The sequence below is a fragment of the Polaribacter ponticola genome (genome assembly GCF_026191475.2).
Classification (GTDB): Bacteria; Bacteroidota; Bacteroidia; order Flavobacteriales; family Flavobacteriaceae; genus Polaribacter; species Polaribacter ponticola.
This window is the reverse complement of sequence record NZ_JAOSLC020000002.1, coordinates 786,264-807,500: the sequence shown is the minus strand read 5'-3', so window position 1 is coordinate 807,500 and position 21,237 is coordinate 786,264. Positions and strand designations below refer to the sequence as shown.

The 21,237-nt window shown below is 29.1% G+C and carries 14 protein-coding genes and 4 pseudogenes (1 of these 18 cut by a window edge); 7 read left to right on the top strand and 11 right to left on the bottom strand.

The window, feature by feature from the left end:
- Positions 1-2,855 (bottom strand): annotated as a pseudogene (locus tag N5A56_RS04150) (VPS10 domain-containing protein); it reaches 247 nt to the left of the window's first position.
- Positions 2,856-2,910: 55 nt separating this feature from the next.
- On the opposite strand from N5A56_RS04150, the gene N5A56_RS04145 reads away from it, so the two are divergent.
- From N5A56_RS04145 to rlmN, 3 genes are all read left to right on the top strand, one after another.
- Positions 2,911-4,146 (top strand): 3-phosphoshikimate 1-carboxyvinyltransferase, encoded by a 1,236-nt coding sequence (locus N5A56_RS04145; protein WP_265726251.1) that lies wholly within the window; start codon positions 2,911-2,913, stop codon positions 4,144-4,146.
- Positions 4,147-4,214: 68 nt separating this feature from the next.
- Positions 4,215-5,264 carry a tRNA preQ1(34) S-adenosylmethionine ribosyltransferase-isomerase QueA gene (gene queA, locus N5A56_RS04140; RefSeq protein WP_265726252.1) on the top strand — a complete coding sequence of 350 codons (1,050 nt, stop codon included), beginning with the start codon at positions 4,215-4,217 and terminating at the stop codon, positions 5,262-5,264.
- Positions 5,265-5,331: 67 nt separating this feature from the next.
- Entirely contained in the window at positions 5,332-6,372 is a 1,041-nt protein-coding gene (rlmN, locus tag N5A56_RS04135) for a dual-specificity RNA methyltransferase RlmN (RefSeq protein ID WP_265726253.1), read from the top strand.
- A 3-nt stretch (positions 6,373-6,375) separates the two neighbouring features.
- Here the strand turns inward: rlmN and N5A56_RS04130 are convergent, their stop codons facing one another.
- Positions 6,376-6,891: a hypothetical protein gene (locus N5A56_RS04130; protein WP_265726254.1), complete on the bottom strand. Its 516-nt coding sequence runs from the start codon at positions 6,889-6,891 to the stop codon at positions 6,376-6,378.
- A gap of 84 nt (positions 6,892-6,975) precedes the next feature.
- On the opposite strand from N5A56_RS04130, the pseudogene N5A56_RS04125 reads away from it, so the two are divergent.
- Positions 6,976-7,952 (top strand): annotated as a pseudogene (locus N5A56_RS04125) (polyprenyl synthetase family protein).
- On the opposite strand, the gene N5A56_RS04120 reads toward N5A56_RS04125, so the two are convergent.
- Complete coding sequence (locus tag N5A56_RS04120) at positions 7,953-9,464, bottom strand: GH3 auxin-responsive promoter family protein (RefSeq protein WP_265726255.1); 1,512 nt, start codon at positions 9,462-9,464, stop codon at positions 7,953-7,955.
- Between the two features lie 59 nt (positions 9,465-9,523).
- Between N5A56_RS04120 and N5A56_RS04115 the strand changes: the two are divergent.
- Positions 9,524-10,314: pseudogene (locus N5A56_RS04115) on the top strand (DUF2797 domain-containing protein).
- 38 nt (positions 10,315-10,352) lie between these two features.
- Positions 10,353-11,303, top strand: coding sequence for a carbon-nitrogen hydrolase family protein (locus N5A56_RS04110; RefSeq protein WP_265726256.1), 951 nt, complete (start codon positions 10,353-10,355; stop codon positions 11,301-11,303).
- Here N5A56_RS04110 and N5A56_RS04105 read toward each other — a convergent pair.
- From N5A56_RS04105 to N5A56_RS04070, 8 genes and pseudogenes are all read right to left on the bottom strand, one after another.
- Positions 11,300-12,109 carry an HAD family hydrolase gene (locus tag N5A56_RS04105; protein ID WP_265726257.1) on the bottom strand — a complete coding sequence of 270 codons (810 nt, stop codon included), beginning with the start codon at positions 12,107-12,109 and terminating at the stop codon, positions 11,300-11,302. The genes N5A56_RS04110 and N5A56_RS04105 overlap by 4 nt on opposite strands.
- A gap of 2 nt (positions 12,110-12,111) precedes the next feature.
- A complete protein-coding gene (locus tag N5A56_RS04100) occupies positions 12,112-12,348 on the bottom strand; it encodes a substrate-binding domain-containing protein (protein ID WP_274270197.1) in 237 nt (78 codons plus the stop codon).
- A 68-nt stretch (positions 12,349-12,416) separates the two neighbouring features.
- Entirely contained in the window at positions 12,417-13,124 is a 708-nt protein-coding gene (locus tag N5A56_RS04095; RefSeq protein WP_274270196.1) for a LacI family DNA-binding transcriptional regulator, read from the bottom strand.
- Between the two features lie 58 nt (positions 13,125-13,182).
- Positions 13,183-14,538, bottom strand: a complete 1,356-nt coding sequence (locus N5A56_RS04090; protein ID WP_265726258.1) for an MptA/MptB family glycosyltransferase — start codon at positions 14,536-14,538, stop codon at positions 13,183-13,185.
- On the bottom strand, positions 14,538-16,028 hold the full coding sequence (locus N5A56_RS04085; RefSeq protein WP_265726259.1) for a cellulose synthase family protein: 1,491 nt from the start codon (positions 16,026-16,028) through the stop codon (positions 14,538-14,540). The genes N5A56_RS04090 and N5A56_RS04085 overlap by 1 nt, the downstream gene beginning before the upstream one ends.
- Positions 16,028-16,719, bottom strand: a pseudogene (locus N5A56_RS04080) (glycosyltransferase family 2 protein). The gene N5A56_RS04085 and the pseudogene N5A56_RS04080 overlap by 1 nt, the downstream one beginning before the upstream one ends.
- Before the next feature lie 477 nt (positions 16,720-17,196).
- Positions 17,197-18,819 carry a 4Fe-4S binding protein gene (locus N5A56_RS04075; protein WP_265726260.1) on the bottom strand — a complete coding sequence of 541 codons (1,623 nt, stop codon included), beginning with the start codon at positions 18,817-18,819 and terminating at the stop codon, positions 17,197-17,199.
- 3 nt (positions 18,820-18,822) lie between these two features.
- Positions 18,823-20,172, bottom strand: coding sequence for an NAD(P)/FAD-dependent oxidoreductase (locus N5A56_RS04070; protein WP_265726261.1), 1,350 nt, complete (start codon positions 20,170-20,172; stop codon positions 18,823-18,825).
- A 158-nt stretch (positions 20,173-20,330) separates the two neighbouring features.
- Here N5A56_RS04070 and N5A56_RS04065 point away from each other — a divergent pair, with 158 nt between their 5' ends.
- A complete protein-coding gene (locus tag N5A56_RS04065) occupies positions 20,331-21,200 on the top strand; it encodes a transporter family protein (RefSeq protein WP_265726262.1) in 870 nt (289 codons plus the stop codon).
- Positions 21,201-21,237: the final 37 nt, after the last annotated feature.

The window sequence follows — 21,237 nt, the reverse complement described above, 5'->3', positions numbered from 1 at the left end:
GTTTGGTATAAAGTTTCTTCAATTTTAGTCATATCTTTTACTAATTTATCAGTAAAATCAAGAATTTCTTTATACTTCTTTTTGTCTTTAATAGACTTCTTTAACACACCAACTTGAGCCCTAACTTTCTTCACATTTTTTAATGCTTTATGAATTTCAGTCATTTTTTGGTTGATATCATTAATAAAATCAAATTGAACTTTCATATCATTTTCAGAAGCTTCAGAAATTGGATTTTTTACAATCGAAAAATTCTTAGTTTTTTTTACATCATTTACTTTTAATTCAACTTTATATTCTCCAGGCAAAGCCATTGGTCCAGATAAAGATGCCCACCATAAAATCATACCCTTAATAGATTCTGCACCATTATACATCATATTCCAGTAAAAAATATTATTTCCATCATCAACTTTTAGTTTACCCCCTTTTTTCTTTATTAGGTTTAGTACTAAATGTTTTTATGTGATTATTATCTATATCATAAAATGTAATAGAAATTGTATCTTTTTCTTCCGTTTTTTTGATAAAATAATTAATTGCTACACCTCCAGGATGATTTGTTCCTGCAGTTTTGGAAGTCCTACCATTTCCACCAGATAAATTATAAGCATCTTTAGGTTTGTGTAAAACTATATTTTCTTTTTCTACTGTATTAAGTTGATGTAAAGGAGTTAAATCGTCAATAATCCAAAGAGATCGTCCTTGAGTTGCTGCTATTAAATTATCGTCTTTAATGGTTAAATCTGTTATAGGTACAACAGGTAAATTTTGTCTAAAAGATTGCCAGTTTTTACCATGATTAAATGAAATATACATACCTCTTTCTGTACCTGCATATAATAAACCTTTACGTTTGGGATCTGCTCTTAAAGCTCTTGTAAAATCTTCCTCAGCAATTCCGTTTGTAATTAGTTTCCATGATTTACCATAATTTTCTGTTTTGTAGATGTAAGGTTTGTAATCTCCAGTTTTATATTGTGTACCCACAATATAAGCACCACCTTTTGTAAAAGGATCTACTTCTATACAATTAATCATCATCCATTCTGGTATTTTTTTAGGAGTGATGTTTTCCCAGTTTTCACCATTATTTTTAGAAACATGTACTAAACCATCATCTGAACCTGTGTAAATTAAACCTGGTTCTAAAGCAGATTCTGTAGCAGCGAAAATGGTTCCATAATACTCTACACCAGTATTATCTTGTGTAATTGGACCTCCAGATGATTTTAATGTTTTTGGGTCGTTTCTAGTTAAATCTGGACTAATTACTTTCCAAGATTGCCCTTCATTTTCTGTAATATGTAAATGATTAGAAGCTGCATACAATCGTTTTTTATTATTAGGTGAAAAGAAAATTGGGAAATTCCATTGAAAACGATATTTAAAATCTTCTGCTCCATGACCCATAGGATCATCTGGCCAAACATTTATTGCTCGAGTTTCGTTTGTTTTATGATTTTTTCTGGTTAGTAAGCCACCATAACTTCCTCCATAAACAATATCATTATTTAATGGATCTACAGCAATATGAGCACTTTCTCCACCAGCAGTTGAACTCCAATCAGATTCTGTTATAAATCTACCATTAGTTCTGTGAGAAATTCTAACAGTAGAATTATCTTGTTGTGCAGCTAAAATTCTATAAGGGAAATGATTGTCTGTTGTAACTCTATAAAATTGCGAAGTTGGTTGATTCATATAAGTACTCCAATTCTCTCCAGCATCATAAGAAATTTGAGCCCCTCCATCATCACCAATAATCATTCTTTGATTGTTATTTTTAGCAATCCATAAATCATGATGATCTCCATGAGGAGCATTGTACGTTTTATATGTTTTACCACCATCTGTAGATTTATGATAACGAACATTTAAAACATATAAAATATCTTCATCTTGTGTATCTGCATACAAACGAGTGTAATACCAAGCTCTTTGACGTAATTTTCTTTCAGAATTAATCAATCTCCAGGTTTTTCCTGCGTCTAAAGATTTATAAACACCACCTTTTTTATTTTCTATTAAAGCATAAACGATATCAGAATTTACAGGTGAAACTGTAACTCCAGCAATTCCCCAAATACCCTTTGGCAAACCTTTGTTTTTAGAAATATTTGTCCAAGTTTCACCTTCATCTATACTTTTCCAAAGAGCAGAGCCTTTTCCTCCAGAAGACAAACTATAAGGAGTTCTACGAACATCCCAAGTAGTGGCAAATAAAATTCTTGGATTATTTGGGTCGATTATTAAATCTACAACTCCAGAGTTTTCATCAGAAAATAAAACACGTTTCCAATTTTTTCCACCATCTATAGATTTATAAACACCTCTCTCTTGGGTTGGTTTGTATAAATCTCCTAAAACACCTGCAAAAACAATATCAGAATTTTTTGGATGAATTCTCATTCTAGGAATATGTCTAGAGTTTTTTAATCCAATATGTTTCCATGTTTTACCAGCGTTTTCAGATTTCCAAATTCCATCTCCAGAAGAAACATTTCCACGAACTGTTTTTTCTCCCATTCCAACATAAATAACATTATTATCAGATTCAGAAACCGCTACAGCACCTACTGAACCTCCAAAAAATCCGTCAGAAATATTTTGCCAAGTATTACCTGCATCTGTGGTTTTCCATACACCACCACCAGTTGCACCCATATAAAATAAGTTAGCTTTGCTGTTTACTCCAGTAACAGCAGCACTTCTTCCTCCTCTAAAAGGACCAATATTTCTCCATTTTATAGCGCTAAAATATTCGTTAGAAACTTTGGTAGGTTTTTTTGTGCATTAACTTTGGCATTTGCAGAAAAGAAGACGCAAATAGCCAAAAAAATAATTTTTTTCATAAAGGTTAGTTGTAATTTTGAGGATTAAAAGTAAGAATTAAAATCAATTTTTAGGATGGACATATTGTTAAATGTTTTAGCAGATAAGAAAATAAATGAAAAAATAACTATTTCTGGTTCTAAAAGTGAATCTAACAGATTGTTAATTTTACAAAAACTATTTCCAGAAATTTCTATCGAAAATTTATCAGATTCAGATGATTCTGTACATATGCAACATGCGCTTTCTACAAAAAACGAATTGGTAGATATTGGTCATGCAGGTACAGCAATGCGTTTTCTAACTTCTTATTTTGCCGTTAATAAAGGTAGAGAAACTGTACTTACAGGTTCTGAGAGAATGCAAAACAGACCTATAGAAATTTTAGTAAATGCACTAAAAGATTTAGGTGCAGAAATTTCTTATGAGGCAAAAGAAGGATATCCGCCAATTAGAATTAAAGGCGCAAAAATTATAAAAGATAAAGTACAAATTAATGGAAACGTTAGTAGTCAGTATATATCATCATTATTATTAATTGCTTCTAAATTAGAAAATGGATTAGAAATAGAATTAATTGGTAAAATTACTTCTATACCATATATTAATATGACTTTAAGTTTGTTAACTCAATTAGGTATAGAAAATAAATTTGAAGCTAATTTTATCAAAGTTTATCCTAAAACAGCTACACAAAAGCAAGCTGTAGTTGTAGAGTCTGATTGGTCTTCTGCAAGTTATTTTTATTCGATAATATCATTGTCTGAAATTGGATCTGAAATTCAATTAACAGCTTATAAAAAAGAAAGTTTACAAGGAGATTCTTGTTTAGCAGAAATTTACAAACATTTTGGAGTCCTTACTACTTTTGGCGAAAATTTTATCACTCTAAAAAAAGTAAAAGAGTCAAATAAAGAAACGTTAGAAATCGATTTAAAAAATGCTCCAGATATTGCACAAACAATTACAGTAACTTGTTTTGCAGAAAATATTGCTTGTAATTTAACAGGTTTACATACTTTAAAAATTAAAGAAACTGATAGGTTGGTTGCTTTAAATGATGAGCTAACTAAATTAGGAGCATCAATTTCTGTAACAAATGAAAGTTTACATTTAGAGAGTTCAAATAAAATAAATAAAAATATTGCTATTAAAACTTATAACGATCATAGAATGGCAATGGCTTTTGCTCCTTTAGCTTTAAGAGTACCTATTAAGGTTTTAAATGCAGAAGTGGTTACAAAATCTTACCAAAAATTTTGGGATGATATGAAGCAAATTGGAATTAATATTACTGATTATCAAAGATAAACAGTCAAACACTTGACAACGCCTATTTCGATATCGTATATTTGCCGCTTTTACATCTAAATATATATATGAAATTATCACACTTTGATTTTGAATTGCCAGAAGAACTGTTAGCATTACATCCTGCAGAGCATAGAGATGAATCTCGTTTAATGGTTTTAAATAGAAAAGAACAAACTATAGAGCATAAAACTTTTAAAGACGTTATTAATTACTTTGATGAAGGTGATGTGATGATGTTAAATAACACGAAAGTTTTTCCTGCAAGAATGTTTGGTAACAAAGAAAAAACGGGTGCTAGAATTGAAGTTTTCTTATTAAGAGAACTAAATGCGGAAAATAGATTGTGGGATGTATTAGTTGATCCTGCAAGAAAAATTAGAATTGGAAATAAATTATTTTTTGGTGAAGATGATAGTTTAGTAGCAGAAGTTATAGATAATACAACCTCTAGAGGAAGAACATTACGTTTTTTATATGATGGAAGTTATGAAGCTTTTAGAGAGAAATTATTAGAACTAGGAGAAACGCCTTTACCAAAAGCAATTAAAAGAGAGGTAGAACCTTCTGATGAAGAACGTTATCAAACAATATTTGCAAAACATGAAGGTGCAGTAGCTGCACCAACTGCTGGATTACATTTTTCGAAACATTTATTAAAACGTTTAGAGATTAAGGGAGTTGATTTTGCTGAAATGACTTTACATGTTGGGTTAGGTACATTTAGCCCAGTAGAAGTAGAAGATTTATCTAAGCACAAAATGGATTCTGAACAAATTGTGATTCCTGCTGCAACTGCTACTAAAATTAATCAAGCTAAGATAGAAAAAAGAAAAATTTGTGCTGTTGGTACAACAGTAATGAGAACTGTAGAGTCTTCTGTATCATCTAAACAAGAATTAAATGCTTTTGAAGGTTGGACTAATAAATTTATTTTTCCTCCTTTTGAGTTTAGTATTGCAAATAGTATGATTACTAATTTTCATGAACCAAAATCTACATTAATGATGCAAGCAGCTGCATTTGCTGGTTACGATTTTTTAATGGACGCATATAAAGTAGCAATTAAAGAAGGATATAAATTCTCTACTTATGGAGATGCAATGTTAATTATATAATTCAATTTTTTTATTGAAAACTAAAAACCTCACAAGTTTCTTGTGAGGTTTTGTATTTTTGCAAATAATGGAAGTAAAAAAGAAAGATATACGAGCTTTAACTAAAGAACAATTACGTAATTTTTTTGTTGAAAATGGCGATAAAGCTTTTAGAGGTAACCAGGTTTATGAATGGCTTTGGAGCAAGTCTTTACATACTTTTGATGCAATGACTAATATTTCTAAAGGTACTAGAGAAATGTTAGAAAAGAATTTTGTAATCAACCATATAAAGGTTGATTCTATGCAAAAAAGTAAAGATGGTACTATAAAAAACGGAATTAAATTACACGATGGTTTAATTGTTGAGTCTGTTTTAATTCCTACAGAGAAAAGAACTACTGCTTGTGTTTCTAGTCAAGTTGGTTGTAGTTTAGATTGTAAGTTTTGCGCAACTGCACGATTAAAGAGAATGCGTAATTTAAACCCAGATGAAATTTATGATCAGGTCGTAGTTATAGATAAGCAAAGTAGATTGTACCATAATCATAAATTAACAAATATTGTTTTTATGGGAATGGGAGAGCCACTTATGAACTATAAAAATGTGCTTAAATCTATAGAAATGATTACTTCGCCAGAAGGTTTAGGAATGTCTTCTAAAAGAATTACTGTTTCTACTTCTGGTGTTCCAAAAATGATTAAAATGATGGCAGATGAAGAAGTGAAGTTTAACCTAGCAGTTTCTTTACATTCTGCCATTGATGAAGTTAGAACCTCAATAATGCCATTCAATACAAATTTTCCTTTAAAAGATTTAAGAGAATCTTTAGAGTATTGGTATGAAAAAACAAATAGAGCAATTACATACGAATATGTAGTTTGGGATGGAATTAATGATAGAAAAGAAGACATTAAGGCACTTGTTGATTTCTGTAAATATGTACCTTGTAAGGTTAATTTAATTGAATATAATCCAATTGATGATGGTGAGTTTCAACAAGCAAGTTCATTAGCAATAAATAATTATATTTCTAATTTAGAAATGCACGATATAACAGTAAACGTTCGTAGATCTAGAGGAAAAGATATAGATGCTGCTTGCGGACAGTTAGCTAACAAAGCATAATTATTATTGTTTTAACAGAGTAGCTTTTTGAACTGTAGATATTGGAAACCCATAAACAAGTGGAATTTCTTTAGAAGTTCCGCCTGTTTTTATTTTGTTCTTTGTTGCCGTAAATAATATTTCAAAGTTTAAAAAGTTACTTGTAAAATTTAATCTAGAACTTAAAAAATTTCCTTGCACTTCAAAAAAACTATATAGTGTATTGTCACTTAATTTTGCTGGTAATATAATGCCGTTATTTTCATCAATTTCAAAAATTCCTTTTTCTTTATCTTTAACAACAAGTGTATAATTTCTTGGAGAATTATTATAGATAATTATATAATCGAATTTATGTAAAGAATCTGTTTTCTTTATATGAAACTCCATTGGAATTATTTGAGACCCTTTAGAATTGTTAATTTTTAAATCTCCTTTGTATACTCCTAATACATTATTGGGGAATTTTATTGTATTTTCTTGAGTGAAACTTAAATTAACAACTCCAAGAAAAAGGATACTTAAAAATATTTTTTTCATAATTTAAAACTTAAGAATCAAAGATAATCAATCCAAAATTATTCTCTATTTTTGATGTAAGAATCTGATGATAATTTATCAAAAATGAAACCTGTAGAATTAATAAAAATTCCTATTAAAAATGAGATGGAACTCTTTGAAAAGAAATTCAAAGATTCTATGTTATCTAAAGTTCCGCTTTTAAATAGAATTACCTATTATATTGTTCGAAGAAAAGGAAAACAAATGCGACCAATGTTTGTTTTTTTGGTTGCGAAAATGGTTTCAGATGGTGGATTTGATGAAAGAACCTATAGAGGTGCATCTGTTGTAGAATTAATACATACAGCAACTTTAGTTCATGACGATGTTGTAGATGATAGTAATAGAAGGCGTGGTTTTTTCTCTGTAAATGCACTTTGGAAAAATAAAATAGCAGTTTTAGTTGGCGATTTTTTATTATCGAAAGGACTTTTATTATCTATTGATAATGAGGATTTCGATTTGTTAAAATTGATTTCTATAGCAGTTCGAGAAATGAGTGAAGGCGAATTGTTACAGATTGAAAAAGCAAGAAAATTAGATATTACAGAAGATATTTATTTTGATATTATTCGTCAGAAAACGGCAACTTTAATTTCTGCTTGTTGTGGTATTGGAGCAGCCTCAGTTGGAGCTAACCAAGATACAATTCAGCAAATGAGAAAATTTGGAGAGTATATTGGTATTGCTTTTCAAATTAAAGATGATTTGTTTGATTATACAGATGATAAAATTGGGAAACCTACAGGAATTGATATTAAGGAGCAAAAAATGACTTTACCTTTAATACATACTTTAAACACTTGTTCTATAAAAGAAAAAAATGGATTATTACTTCCATTAAAAAGCATAATAAAGACAAAAAACGTGTAAAAGAAGTAATTGTTTTTGTTAAAGAAAATGGAGGGATAGAATATACAATTACTAAAATGAATGATTATAAAAATAAAGCTTTAGCTATTTTAGAAAATTACCCTTCATCTCCTTTTAAAGATTCTCTTTTACAAATGATAGATTATGTTGTAGATCGTAAAGTTTAATTATTGCATTTGTAATAGCTCTTCTACAAATTCTCTAGAATTAGAAAGTCTTGGAATTTTGTGTTGCCCGCCTAATTTTCCTTTTTCCTTTAGCCAATTATAAAATAAATCATCTTTAGCCACATGAATTTTTGGCATTGCAAGCGTTAATGAATTATATCGTTTCGCTTCATAATCAGAATTTATAGCTTTTAAAGCATTGTCTAAAATTTCAGTAAAATAGTTCATGTTTTCAGGCTTTTTATCAAATTCTATCACCCATTCATGACCACCATTTTTTATGCCTTTCATAAAAATTGGGCCAACAGTATATTCTTTAATTACTGCATTGGTTTTTTCACAAGCCATTTTTAAACCTTCTTCTGCATTTTCTATAATTAATTCTTCACCAAAAACATTAATATGATGTTTTGTTCTACCTGTAATTTTAATTCGATAAGGATCTAAAGATGTAAATTTTACAGTATCACCAATTAAATAACGCCATAAACCACTATTTGTAGTAATAATAATAGCATAATTTATTCCTTTTTTTACTTTAGATAAAGGTATTGCAACCGAATCTTCTCCGTTGTATTTTGTCATAGGAATAAACTCATAGAAAATTCCGTAATCTAACATCAATAATAATTCTTTAGAACCATTTTTGTCTTGAATAGCAAAAAAACCTTCAGAAGCATTGTAGGTTTCATAATACTGAAAATCCTTTTTTGGAATCAGTTTTTTGTATTGTTCTCTATAGGGATTAAAATTTACACCTCCATGAAAATACACTTCTAGATTTGGCCACACTTCTAAAATATTATTTTTTCCTGTTCTTTCTAAAACTCTATTTAAAAGCACTAGCATCCAACTTGGTACACCAACCAAACTTGTTATATCTTCATGAATAGTTTCATCAATAATGGCTTCCATTTTAGTTTCCCACTCTGCCATTAAAGCTACTTCTTGACTTGGTGCAGAACTATAATCTGCCCAAAAAGGTAAGTTTTCTGTAATAATTGCAGATAAATCTCCAAAATAAGAATTGTTGTCTTTGTATATTTCAGAACTACCCCCAAGTTTTAATCCTTTACCTGTAAATAATTGTGTTTCTTCATTGTTATTAATATACAAACACAACATGTCTTTACCAGCTTTCATGTGGCAGTATTCTAAAGCATCATCACTCACAGGAATAAATTTACTTTTTGCGTTTGTTGTTCCACTAGATTTTGCAAACCATTTTATTGGTGCTGGCCAAAATAGATTTTGTTCTCCTTTTCTACAACGCTCTATTAAAGGCTCTATACTTTCATACTTTTGTATAGGAACATTTGTTGCAAAATCTGTATAATCACTAAAAGTTGCAAAGTTTTTTTCTCTACCAAATTCTGTTTTTTTTGCAGTAGAAATTAATCTTAATAAAAGCTCTTCTTGAACATCTATTGGGTATTTTAAGAATAATTCTATTTGATGTACTCGTTTTTTTAAAAACCAAGAAATTATAGAATTTACAATGGGGAAAGCCATAGTTAAAGTTGCGTTTTTTGTGTAAGTTTGTTAGAAGCTAAAAATACTAAAAATTGGTTATGAAATATCAAGGAGTTTTAAAAAAATGAAAACTGAGAATTTAGAAGAAATTCAGTACTATCTAGATATGAAATCTGATTTTTTAAGCATGAATCAATTGTTAGATAAAGAAATTTCGATCAATTTTGTTTCTTATGAATGTTTAAACTGTCATTTAAAAAAGAAAATTTATAGACAAGGTTTTTGTCAATCTTGTTTTTTTGAAATTCCGAATGCTGCCGATTGGATTATGAAACCCGAATTAAGTAAAGCCCATTTAGGGATAGAAGATAGAGATTTAGCTTATGAAGAATCTGTACAATTAAAACCACATATTGTTTACTTAGCTAATTCTAGTAACGTAAAAGTTGGAGTTACTAGAAAGCAACAAGTGCCTACACGTTGGATAGATCAAGGAGCACATGAAGCCATAGAAATTGTCGAAGTTCCTAATAGATATTTAGCAGGAATTACCGAGGTTGCTTTAAAAGAGTACGTTGCAGATAAAACCAATTGGCGTAAAATGCTAAAAAATGATATTGAGGATGAAAGCTTAATGGAATGGAGAGATCGATTAAAAGAATTTATCCCAGAAGAAGCCAAACAGTATTTTATTGAAGATAATGTTGAGACACATTTAAATTTTCCTGTAAAAAAATATCCTTTAAAGCCTAAAAGTCTAAACTTAATTAAAACACCAAAATATACTGGAAAATTAGTAGGTATAAAAGGGCAATATTTAATTTTTGATGACGAAACTGTTTTTAATATAAGAAGTAATGAAGGTTTGGTGGTTGAAATTAATGTTTAATAAATACTAAACTTTGTGTTTTACTAAAAAAATAATAGATGAATAACATTCTAAAAGTAGCTTTAGCCCAAATAGCACCAGTTTGGTTAAACAAAGAAAAAACCATTGAAAAAATTGAGAAATCAATTTTAGATGCAGCAAAAGAAAATTGCGAGTTAATTGTTTTTGGTGAAGCTTTATTACCTGGTTACCCGTTTTGGATTGCTTTAACAAATGGTGCAGAATGGAATTCTAAAACTCAAAAAGAAATTCATGCTCATTATGTTCGTAACTCTATAACTATAGAAAAAGGTGAATTAGATTCTGTTTGTAAATTGGCAAAAGAACATAAAATTGCTATTTATTTAGGCGTTATGGAACGTGCTCAAAATAGAGGAGGGCATAGTATTTATGCTTCTTTAGTATACATAAATCAAGAAGGAGAAATAAAATCGGTGCACAGAAAGCTACAACCTACTTTTGATGAACGTTTAACTTGGGCGCCTGGAGATGGAAATGGTTTGCAAGTGCATTCTCTTAAAGAGTTTACAGTTGGTGGTTTAAATTGTTGGGAAAATTGGATGCCACTACCAAGAACAGCTTTGTATGGTTTAGGAGAAGATTTACATATTGCAGTTTGGCCAGGTTCTGACCATAATACAAAAGATATTACACGTTTTATAGCAAGAGAATCGCGTTCGTTTGTGATTTCTGTTTCGAGTTTGATGCAAAAATCAGATTTTCCAAAAGAAGTTCCTCATTTTGATAAAATTATAAAAGATGCTCCAGATGTTTTGGCAAATGGAGGTTCATGTATTGCAGGTCCAGATGGAGAATGGATTATTGAACCCATTATTAATAAAGAAGGTTTAATTATAGAAACCTTAGATTTTAATCGTGTTTTAGAAGAACGACAAAATTTTGATGTTGTTGGGCATTATTCTAGACCAGATGTAACCAAATTAAATGTAAATAGAGAAAGACAAAGTACAGTTTCTTTTGATGATTAAATGTTTGAAATCAATTTTTCTAAAATAAGCTCAACGCCTAAATTATCATTACTATCTGTAGAAAATTTTGCTAAGTTTTTAATGTCTTGGTGTGCATTTTTCATAGCAAAACTAAAGTCAGCTTCTTGCATCATTTCAATATCATTATGGTAATCACCAAAAACCATAGTTTCTGCTTTGGTAATATTTAAAAGACTTTGTACTTGTCTTAAAGCATTTCCTTTATTGGCTTTTTCATCAGAAATATCTAACCAATTTTTTCCAGAAATTTTTAACAAAACATCGTTTTTAAAATTTTGTATTACTGGATAAATAAATTTTTCAGAAGATTCAAAATGGTAAACAGCAATCTTAAAAACTGGAATTTTTTTTGCAATTTCAAGTAAATCATGAACTTGCTGAAAGCTATAATAATATTCTTGGAATAAGTTGATAAAATGTTGGTCTTTACTTTCTATAAAAGCTTTACCATCACAACATAAAACTATATTAGCATTTTCTATATCTCTTAAAGCAGGAATTAATTTTAAAACTTTTTCAGAGGATAAAAAATGAGAAAGCAATATATCTTCTTTGTTTTTTGCAATTCCACCATTTTCAGCGATTACTAAAATTTCATCTTTTATAGCATTTAACTTATCAACAATACTGTTATGTTGCCTTCCACTTGCTGCACAAAATTGGATGTTTTTATTTTGTAACTTTTTAAAAAGTTGAAAAAAATGTTGACTAACTTCTCCTTTAGAATTTAACAAAGTACCATCCATATCAGAAACCACAAGTTTTACTTTAGAATAGTCTATCATTCTTATTTTGTAGAATCTCTAATTACTAAATCGGTGTTTATTACTTTGGTAATAAAGTCTTTGTTTTTGTTCTTTAATTTATCAATTAAAATTTGAGCAGCAGTTTCTCCCATTAATTCTCCATGTTGGCTAACTGTTGTCATTTTAGGGCTAGAATGTCTAGATAAAATACCGTTAGAAAAAGCAATAACAGAAACATCTTTAGGTATTTTTTTACCGTTCTTTTTTATTGCTTTCATAGCAGTAATTGCAACTGATTCTCCGGTTGTAATTATTGCATCTAAATCTGTTTTTTTAACAAAAGGTTTTACTTTTTTTCGTACTTTTTATAATCTTTTTCTAAAATATTTACAACTAGGTCATCATTAAATGGTAGTCCTACATTTTCTAAACCTTTTTTATAGCCTAAAAAACGTTGTTTTCCAATTTGTAAATCGCTCATAGTAGAAATAAAAGCAATTTTTTTATGCCCTTTTTTATGAAGGAATTCAACAGTATTTAAAGCTCCATTGTAATCGTCTGCTATTACTTTATCGCAATCAATTGAATGAGCAACTCTATCAAACATAACTATTGGGGTTCCATTTTCTATAGTTTCATTAAAGTGTTTAAAATCGTTTTTTAGCTCAGTTTCTTTAGCCATTGATAAAATAAAACCATCAATACTACCATTGGATAGCATTTCTATAATTTCGGCTTCTTTATTGTGAGATTGATTAGATATACAAGTTATTACCTTATATCCATTTTTGTTTGCTGCATCTTCTATACCTTTAAAAACTTGGGCAAAGAAATAATTAAGCATTGTTGGCATAATAACACCAATAGTTTTAGTGCTTCTGTTTTTTAAACTTAAAGCATTAAAGTTAGGTTTGTAGTTATTTTCTTTTGCATACTTTTGGATCTTATCTTTAGTAGCTTGACTAATTTCATAACTATCATTCAGTGCTTTTGAAACAGTAGAAATAGAAACATTAAATTCTTTTGCAATATCTTTTATCGTAAGCTTCTTCATGTAAACAAAATTAGCCACTAAGATATAAAAATATAAGTTGTACTTTTTTATTTTAAGATTAAATTACAGTCTTCGTTAAGTAAACTTTTTTGATTTCATAAATTAAAAAGCCAAACACAATTAGATACTCTAAAAAAACAAACCATAAGTTTTCTTGCCAAGGTGTATTTAAATAGGCTTGATAGCTTAAAATAACCATTAAACTCCAAACAATTGGGAATTTATATTTAGTAAATACACTCAAAATTAAAGGTGTAGCAATGTACCAAGGATGTACTGTAGTAGCCGTAAAATAATAAAAACATAAACCAAATAATAACGCAGTTATCAATTGAATTTTTGTTTTATTCTTTCTAAAAAATGTAATAATAATTAGAAAAAGAATCGTTAAAATGGGTGTTATTTTTCCGATAATGGCAATTTCATTATAACCTCTAAAAAGATATCCAATTTCTCTAAAAAGAGAATAAAAACTTGCGTTAAACTCAAAATTCCGAAACCATAAACCAACAGAATTAGAGTAATTTTCTATTAATTCAGTAGCGTAAAAAGGAATAAATAAAAGAATAATGGTTCCTATAATAATTGCGTAAAAAGCAATAAGTTTTTTAAAACCAAGAAAAAATGTTTTGTCATTTTTTACAAACCATTGAAAAAATAATGGTAAAAATAATAACGGAATTAATTTTACAGAAACAGAACATGCAATTAAAATTGCTGCAATAATCCATTTTTGTTGCTGTAATTTATATAAACCCCAAATTAAGAAAAATAACATTACAGGTTCAAAATGTAAATTCCCTGTCATTTCAATAATGATAAAAGGATTTAAAATATACCAAAAAATATTTTTGATTGGAAGTTGTAATTTTTCTAAAAGTTTTTTTCCAAAATATAGAATTCCAATATCAGCGAGTATTAAAATCAACTTAAAAACGATAACTGCTCCAAAAATACTTTTACTAGAAAAGAAAGCAGCAATTAAAAAACACAACTGGTTTATAGGAGGGTAATTTGTAAAATGACTTCCATTCATTTCTCCCATTCCTGCATATAATTCTGATGCTTCTGCAATTGGGTTTAAACCTTGTTGAATATATGTTTCTGGTAAGGATAAATAAGGATTGAAACCTTCCAAAATCATTCTTCCATCCCAAATAAATCGATAAAAATCTTGTGACAGGTTTGGAATTGCAAAAAGAAAAATCAATCTAAAAACAACAGAAATTCCTACTAATGTAGAAAAAGAGATTGTCTTACTTTTTATCAATAAATAAAAGGTACTAAATAATGAAAACCAAAGAAATATTAAATAGTAGAATTCTGATCTTTCTAAAAAATAAGCGAATAGAAAGTAAAAAAGAATGCTAATAAATATTAATAGTGCGTCTTTATATTTAAAAAGAAAGGACATTATGCTTTAGAAAATATTGATTTAAAAAACACGTAAGAAAACCCAATAAAAAGCATTAAATGGAATGGAAATAACCCAAAATCTCCACCTTGATTTCCAACAACAAATGCGCTGTACATTCCAAATACAAAATAGATAGCTAGCAAGCCTTCTAAAATTACATGAATAGAAGGTTTTTTCTTGATGTATTTATTAGTTTTCCAACTATCTTTAATAGTACTAATATTAAATTTTGGTGTTCTTACAAATTCACTTTTTTTACCAAAATGACCTTCTAATACTGCAATTGTATTGTGTAAAGAAAAACCCATTGCAACTGAGAAAAAGGTAAGAAATGCTCCTATATATTTTATGAATTTTTTAAATCCGCCACCATAGGTGTTTTTATACATATGCCAATAACAAACAAAAAAGATTAGAGAGCTAATTACAAAAAAGCTCATTACATAAAAGTAATATTTTAAATGTGCAAATTCATTTTTAATGTATAACATTGGAATGCTTAATACAGCAACTAAAAAAATACACGTAAACATAGAGCTGTTTAACAAATGTAATAACCCATGAATTTTAGTCTTTAACGAAACGTTTTTATTCGTGATAATACGTTTTGTCATTTTCTGAAAATTCTCTGCGCCACCTTTGTTCCATCTAAATTGTTGAGATCTAGCAGCACTAATAACTACAGGCAATTCTGCAGGTGTTTCTACCTTTTCTAAATATTTAAATTTCCATTTTTTGAGCTGCGCTCTGTAGCTTAAATCTATGTCTTCTGTAAGTGTATCTCCTTCCCAATTACCAGCATCATAAATACATTCTTTACGCCAAACACCAGCAGTACCATTAAAATTTATAAAATGACCTTTACTATTTCTACCAACTTGCTCTAATGTAAAATGTGCATCGAGCATAAAAGCTTGTATTCTTGTAAGTGTAGAGTAGTTTCTATTTATATGACCCCATCTTGTTTGTACAACTCCAATTTCTGAGTTTTTAAAATAGGGAATCGTTTTATATAACCAATCTTTTTGTGGTAAAAAATCGGCATCAAAAATGGCGATAAACTCTCCTTTTGCGGTTGTTAAACCTTCTTTTAAAGCACCTGCTTTAAAGCCTTGTCTATTGGTTCTTTTTATATGTTGAATGTCTATTCCTTCTTTTTGTATACTTTTAACCAAATTAGCTGTTACTTCTATAGATTCATCTGTAGAGTCATCTAAAACTTGTATTTCCAATTTATCTAAAGGATACTCTATTTTTGCTATGTTTTTAAGCAAACGTTCCATCACATACAATTCGTTATAAACAGGTAATTGTATGGTTACATAAGGGATTTCTTCTGAGTTTTTAAAATCGAATTTAGGCGAGTTGTCTTCTTTGTTCCTATATTTTAAGTAATTGATAAGCAAGTTTAATTGTGCCAATGCGTACATGAAAATAAGCAAAAGGCAAATTGTATAAACTGCAATTATGATGTATTCTAATACCATTATTTAAAACTGTATTTAAAAATCCAACTTAGAATTTTAATTCCTGCAAAGATAGTTCCTTTTAATGTACCTGAAACTTTAGAAATTCCAATTCTATTTCTATATTTCATAGGAATTTCTACATAAGTAAGTTTTTGTTTTAGTGCTTTTAATTGCATTTCAACTGTCCATCCATACGTTTTATCCTGCATCTTTAAAGCTAGTAATTTATCGTATTTTATGGCTCTAAAAGGACCTAAATCAGTAAATTTTGAATTGAAAAAAGTTTCATTAAAAAGGTTGCTAACCAATTACCAAAAACTTGTTGTGGTGTCATAGAACCATCTTCTCGTAATTCTTTAACACGAGAACCAATAACAAAATCGATATTATCGTTAATTATTGGAGCAACAATTTCTGTTAATTGTTCTGGGTAATCTGAATAATCACCATCTAAAAAAACGATTATTTCTGGTTTTATTTCTTGTTTAGAAATATAATTGATCCCTTTTAAACAAGCAAAACCATATCCTTTTTGGCTTTCTTTTAAAACTGTAGCACCTGCATTTTTAGCATTTATTTCAGTATTATCTGTAGAGTTGTTACTTATAACAATAACTTCATCTACACTTTTAGGAATGTCGTTAATAACATGTGCTATAGAATCTTGCTCATTATAAGCAGGAATAATTACTTTTATTAGAGGCTTCATTTACCTTAAATCATTTAGACTGTTCTCTTGTTTAAAAGAAGAAAAATCGTTCCACTCTTTAATTTTTTTCCTTTTTTAAATTTGGAAGCTTTTACCAATTTGTTCTTTTGATATAATAAACAGTAACCATTTTTTTGATTATTTTTTAATTGACATTTATGATTTACAAAACCATCTTTATCATAAAATAACCACCAATTGTTCTGTTTTCCTCCTTTAAAATGACCTTCTTTTTCAATAGCAGTATTCTTGCCGTAAAAGTACCAATATTTAGTTTCTAAATTATCTTTAAATCTACCTTCTTTTTTAAGGTTTCCATTTTTAAAATAGAATTTCCAATAATTAACTTTTTTATTATTTAATATCCAACCTTCTTCTTTTAACTTACCATTTTTATAGAATTTTTTTGATATGTCTTTTGCGAAAAAACGACCAGATTAATGAACAACGTAAAGAGAAATAGATGTTTTTTAAGCATTATTTTTTGTTAACTAATTCCATTAAATCAACATCGTTTCCTAATAAGATTTCTGTTGGATTTATTCTACCTTCTTCAGGTCCGTTTTCTAATTTTAAAACACCTCTTGGGCAAACAGCAGAACAAACACCACAACCAACACAACTAGAACGTACAATGTTTTCTCCTTTTTGTGCATAAGATCTAACATCAATTCCTTGCTCGCAATAAGTAGAACAGTTTCCGCAAGAAATACATTGACCACCGTTTGTAGTAATTCTAAACCTTGATTTAAAACGTTGAACAAAACCTAAATATGCTGCTAATGGACAACCAAATCTACACCAAACACGGTTTCCAAAAATTGGATAAAACCCAGTACCAATTACACCAGCAAAAATAGAACCGATTAAAAAGCCGTAAATATCCTGTATAGTTTGTGTTTTAATACCAATTACTTGGTCTGCGCCAGAAAAGAAAGTGTACAAAGCAAAACCTGTCATCACCAAAACAAAAACTAAAACAGAATGAATTATAATACGTTCTGCTCTCCAGGAAAGCAATGTTTTACTCGAGTTTTGCCTATAAGGATCTCCTAATGTTTCTGCTAAACCACCACAACCACAAACCCAAGAACAATACCATCTTTTACCAAAGAAGTATACCATTACCGGTACAACTACAATTGTTAAAACGACTCCCCAAACTAGAATAAATAAACCGAATCCGCCACTAGAGAGTAACTCATCTAAGTTCCATCTAAAGAAAAAATCATAATCTAAAGGGAAAGCATTTTTAAAATCGTACCAAGGTTTTTCGAAACGAACTAGAATTTCTGGAATTAAAAAAGCAAATACAATTTGAAAGAATAAAACAGAAGTTGTTCGTAATATTTGGTATTTATTATGACGGTATTTTATATACATTCTAACAGCCATAACCGTCATTACCACACAATATAGAAAACCATATAAAAACCATTGACTAGCAGCATTACCACTTATAGATTTACTAATAGGATCTACCAAATACACCCAATTTACTATTAAATCTGGGTAAAAATAAAGTAAAATATAAAAGGTAACTAAAAATATAAAAGTAAACCAACCAATCCAACCACGATTTGTAGCAGCGCTTAGAAATATTCCATCATTTTTTATACCAGGTTTTCCTAGTAAAACAACATCTGGCACTATAAACATCAAAGCACCAATTATACCTAAACCAAAGGTTAAAAACCAAGCTAAACCTGTGTTATCTGCAGCAAAACCTTTTCCAGCTTTTTTAGCCAGCGCAAAACTTAAACTATGCGGTTTTCCAAAAATTTTATATTGATATTGTTTTCCTTTTTCGTCCCAGTTTTTCTCTGCATCATATTTTGCAATTAAAGCATCATAATGGTTGTTAGAGGTTTCGTATGCATTGATTACCTTACTAGAGAATTCGAAAATATTTAAACGCTCTGTAGTTACAATTGCTTTTTGTAATTCGTCTTTTATGATGGTGCTTTTATAATTTTGTTCAGTTATAAAAGCATCTAATTCAGTTTGTTTTAAGTTAAAAGAACCAGTAAAAATTGTGGCTATAAAAATGGCTAATCCTAAAAGAAAAACGATTAGACCTGTTTGTTTTATTGTTTTCATATCTTATGATTTGCTAAAAATTCGTTTCCAGCTTTTCTTTTTAATTTGAATATTAGTGTTGTTTTCTAAGTTGAATTTAGCTACAATTTCAGATTCATGTAGTTTGTAAAATTCAGGATCAAAATTAGCATCAGCTAAATACTCTAAAACAAATTCTATAGATTTATGCGCTGTTAACCATTTGTTAAAAATTTCATGACGCATTCTAATTCCGAATGTATTTATCCCTAAAAACTTATTTGTATTTTTATCAAAAGAAATAGTGATACATTTATTGTCTTTTGGGTGTTGCCATTGAAAATATTGTTCATTCTCTTTCTTATTTCGCTCACTAAAAACCCAACCGTAAGTTTGGTATTCAATATCTAAAAACTTTGCAGAATTAAACCAATGCCCAGGTTTGTATGCCGTTTTATTACCACAAATAGTTTGTGCAAGTGTTTCTCCCATCATTCTACCTGTATACCAAACAGCTTCAATATTTCTACGTTGTCCAATAGCTTCGTGTTGTTCTGCACAATCTCCAATTGCATAAACATCAGTAATATTTGTTTCTAAGAAGCGGTTTACTTTAACACCACGACCTATTTCAATACCAGAATCTTTAATAAAATCGATGTTAGGTGTTACACCAGCAGTTAAACCTACGACATCACAAAAGATTTCTTCGCCAGTTTCTTGTATAATTATCGACTTTACTTTTCCGTTTTCATCCGCTTTAATTTCTTTTAAATTGGTACTTAAACGCAAGTCTATATGATGTTCTTTAATATGATTGTTAATTAATTCTGACTCTTGTGCAGGTAAAACTCCGTTCCAAAAACTAGCTTCACGTACTAAAAAAGTAACAGGAATTTTTCTACTTCTTAACATTTCTGCCAATTCAATACCTATTAAACCACCACCAACAATTACTGCTCTTTTGCAAGTTTTATTATCAGGAGCAAACTTTTCTAAATTTTCTAAATCTTGTTTATGATACACTCCCATAACACCATCTAAATCTTGTCCAGGCCAACCAAATTTATTAGGTTTAGAACCAGTTGCAATAATTAGTTTATCATAAGAAAGAGAAGAATCATCAGAAAAAAGAAGAGATTTATTTTCAGTATCAATTTTAGAAACAAAACCGTCTTTTAAATCAATCTTATTTTTATTCCAAAACCAATTTTCATAAGGTTGTGTGTGTTCAAATTTCATGTGTCCCATGTATACGTACATGAGTGCAGTTCTAGAAAAGAAATATTTTGTTTCTGCAGAAACGATTGTTATTTTATGATCAGAATTTTTTCTGATATGTCTTGCTGCAGTTACGCCAGAAATTCCATTTCCGATAATTACAATATGGTTCATAGTTAGTTGATTCTTACATTTGAGTCGAAGCTAAAGTTAAGAACTTAAAAATAAAGTCTAATTTAGATTTAATACAAATAAAGTGTATTGAATTTTAAAATGTAAGTAATTAAAGAAAGTATAGACCTAAATTGAAATTAAAAACTAAAACAATCAAAATGAAAAATAAGTTTTATAAATTAGTACTAATTGTATTTTTAGCATTCAGTTTTAATATGAATGCACAAGAAGATGTTACAACTAAAAGTAATATTCAAACCTATACGCCATCAAAATTATTAGATAAAGGACAATGGGATGTTAAATTTTTTAATAATTTATACACAGAAACTAAAGGGAGATATAATGGTGTTAAATCTAAGAAAGCAAGAGAGACTTATTTTACATCTACATTAGAAGTTTTTACGGGAGTTACAGACAATAATAGAATAAATGTAGGTTTGTTATTAGAATATCGTTCTAATGCAATTAACGGAGAAAAAGCTACTTCGGTTTTTGGTTTTAATAATGATGCTAATTCTAGAAATGGTTTGTCTTCTTTTGCACCAGCAATTAAATGGCAACCAATAGAAAGTGTAGGTAATTTTTCTATTCAATCTGCATTTCATATTCCATTAAGTTCAGAAGAATCTGATGCTAATGGCGTTTTTTTAGATCAAACAGCATATACTTTCCAAAACCGTTTTTTCTACGATTATACTTTTGATAGCGGAGATTGGCAATTATTTACAGAATTAAACACGGAATATAATTTTGGAGATGAAGATAGTTTTGCAAATAAAACGGTAGTGTTAGCGCCTGGTATTTTTATGAGTTATTTTCCAACAGATAAATCTACTTTATTAGGTTTTGTTCAGCATTATCAACGTTTTGGAGACTTTACTCAAGATTTTACTTCATTAGGGTTTGGAGGTAAATATCAGTTAAACAATACTTTAAATTTAGAGGTTTTGTATAGCAAGTTTGTAAGAGGAAGTGATACAGGGTTAGGACAAAGTTTTAACATTGGTTTAAGAGCATTGTTTTAGTAAAAAGGACTATTTTAGAGGGAATTATGAAAGTTTC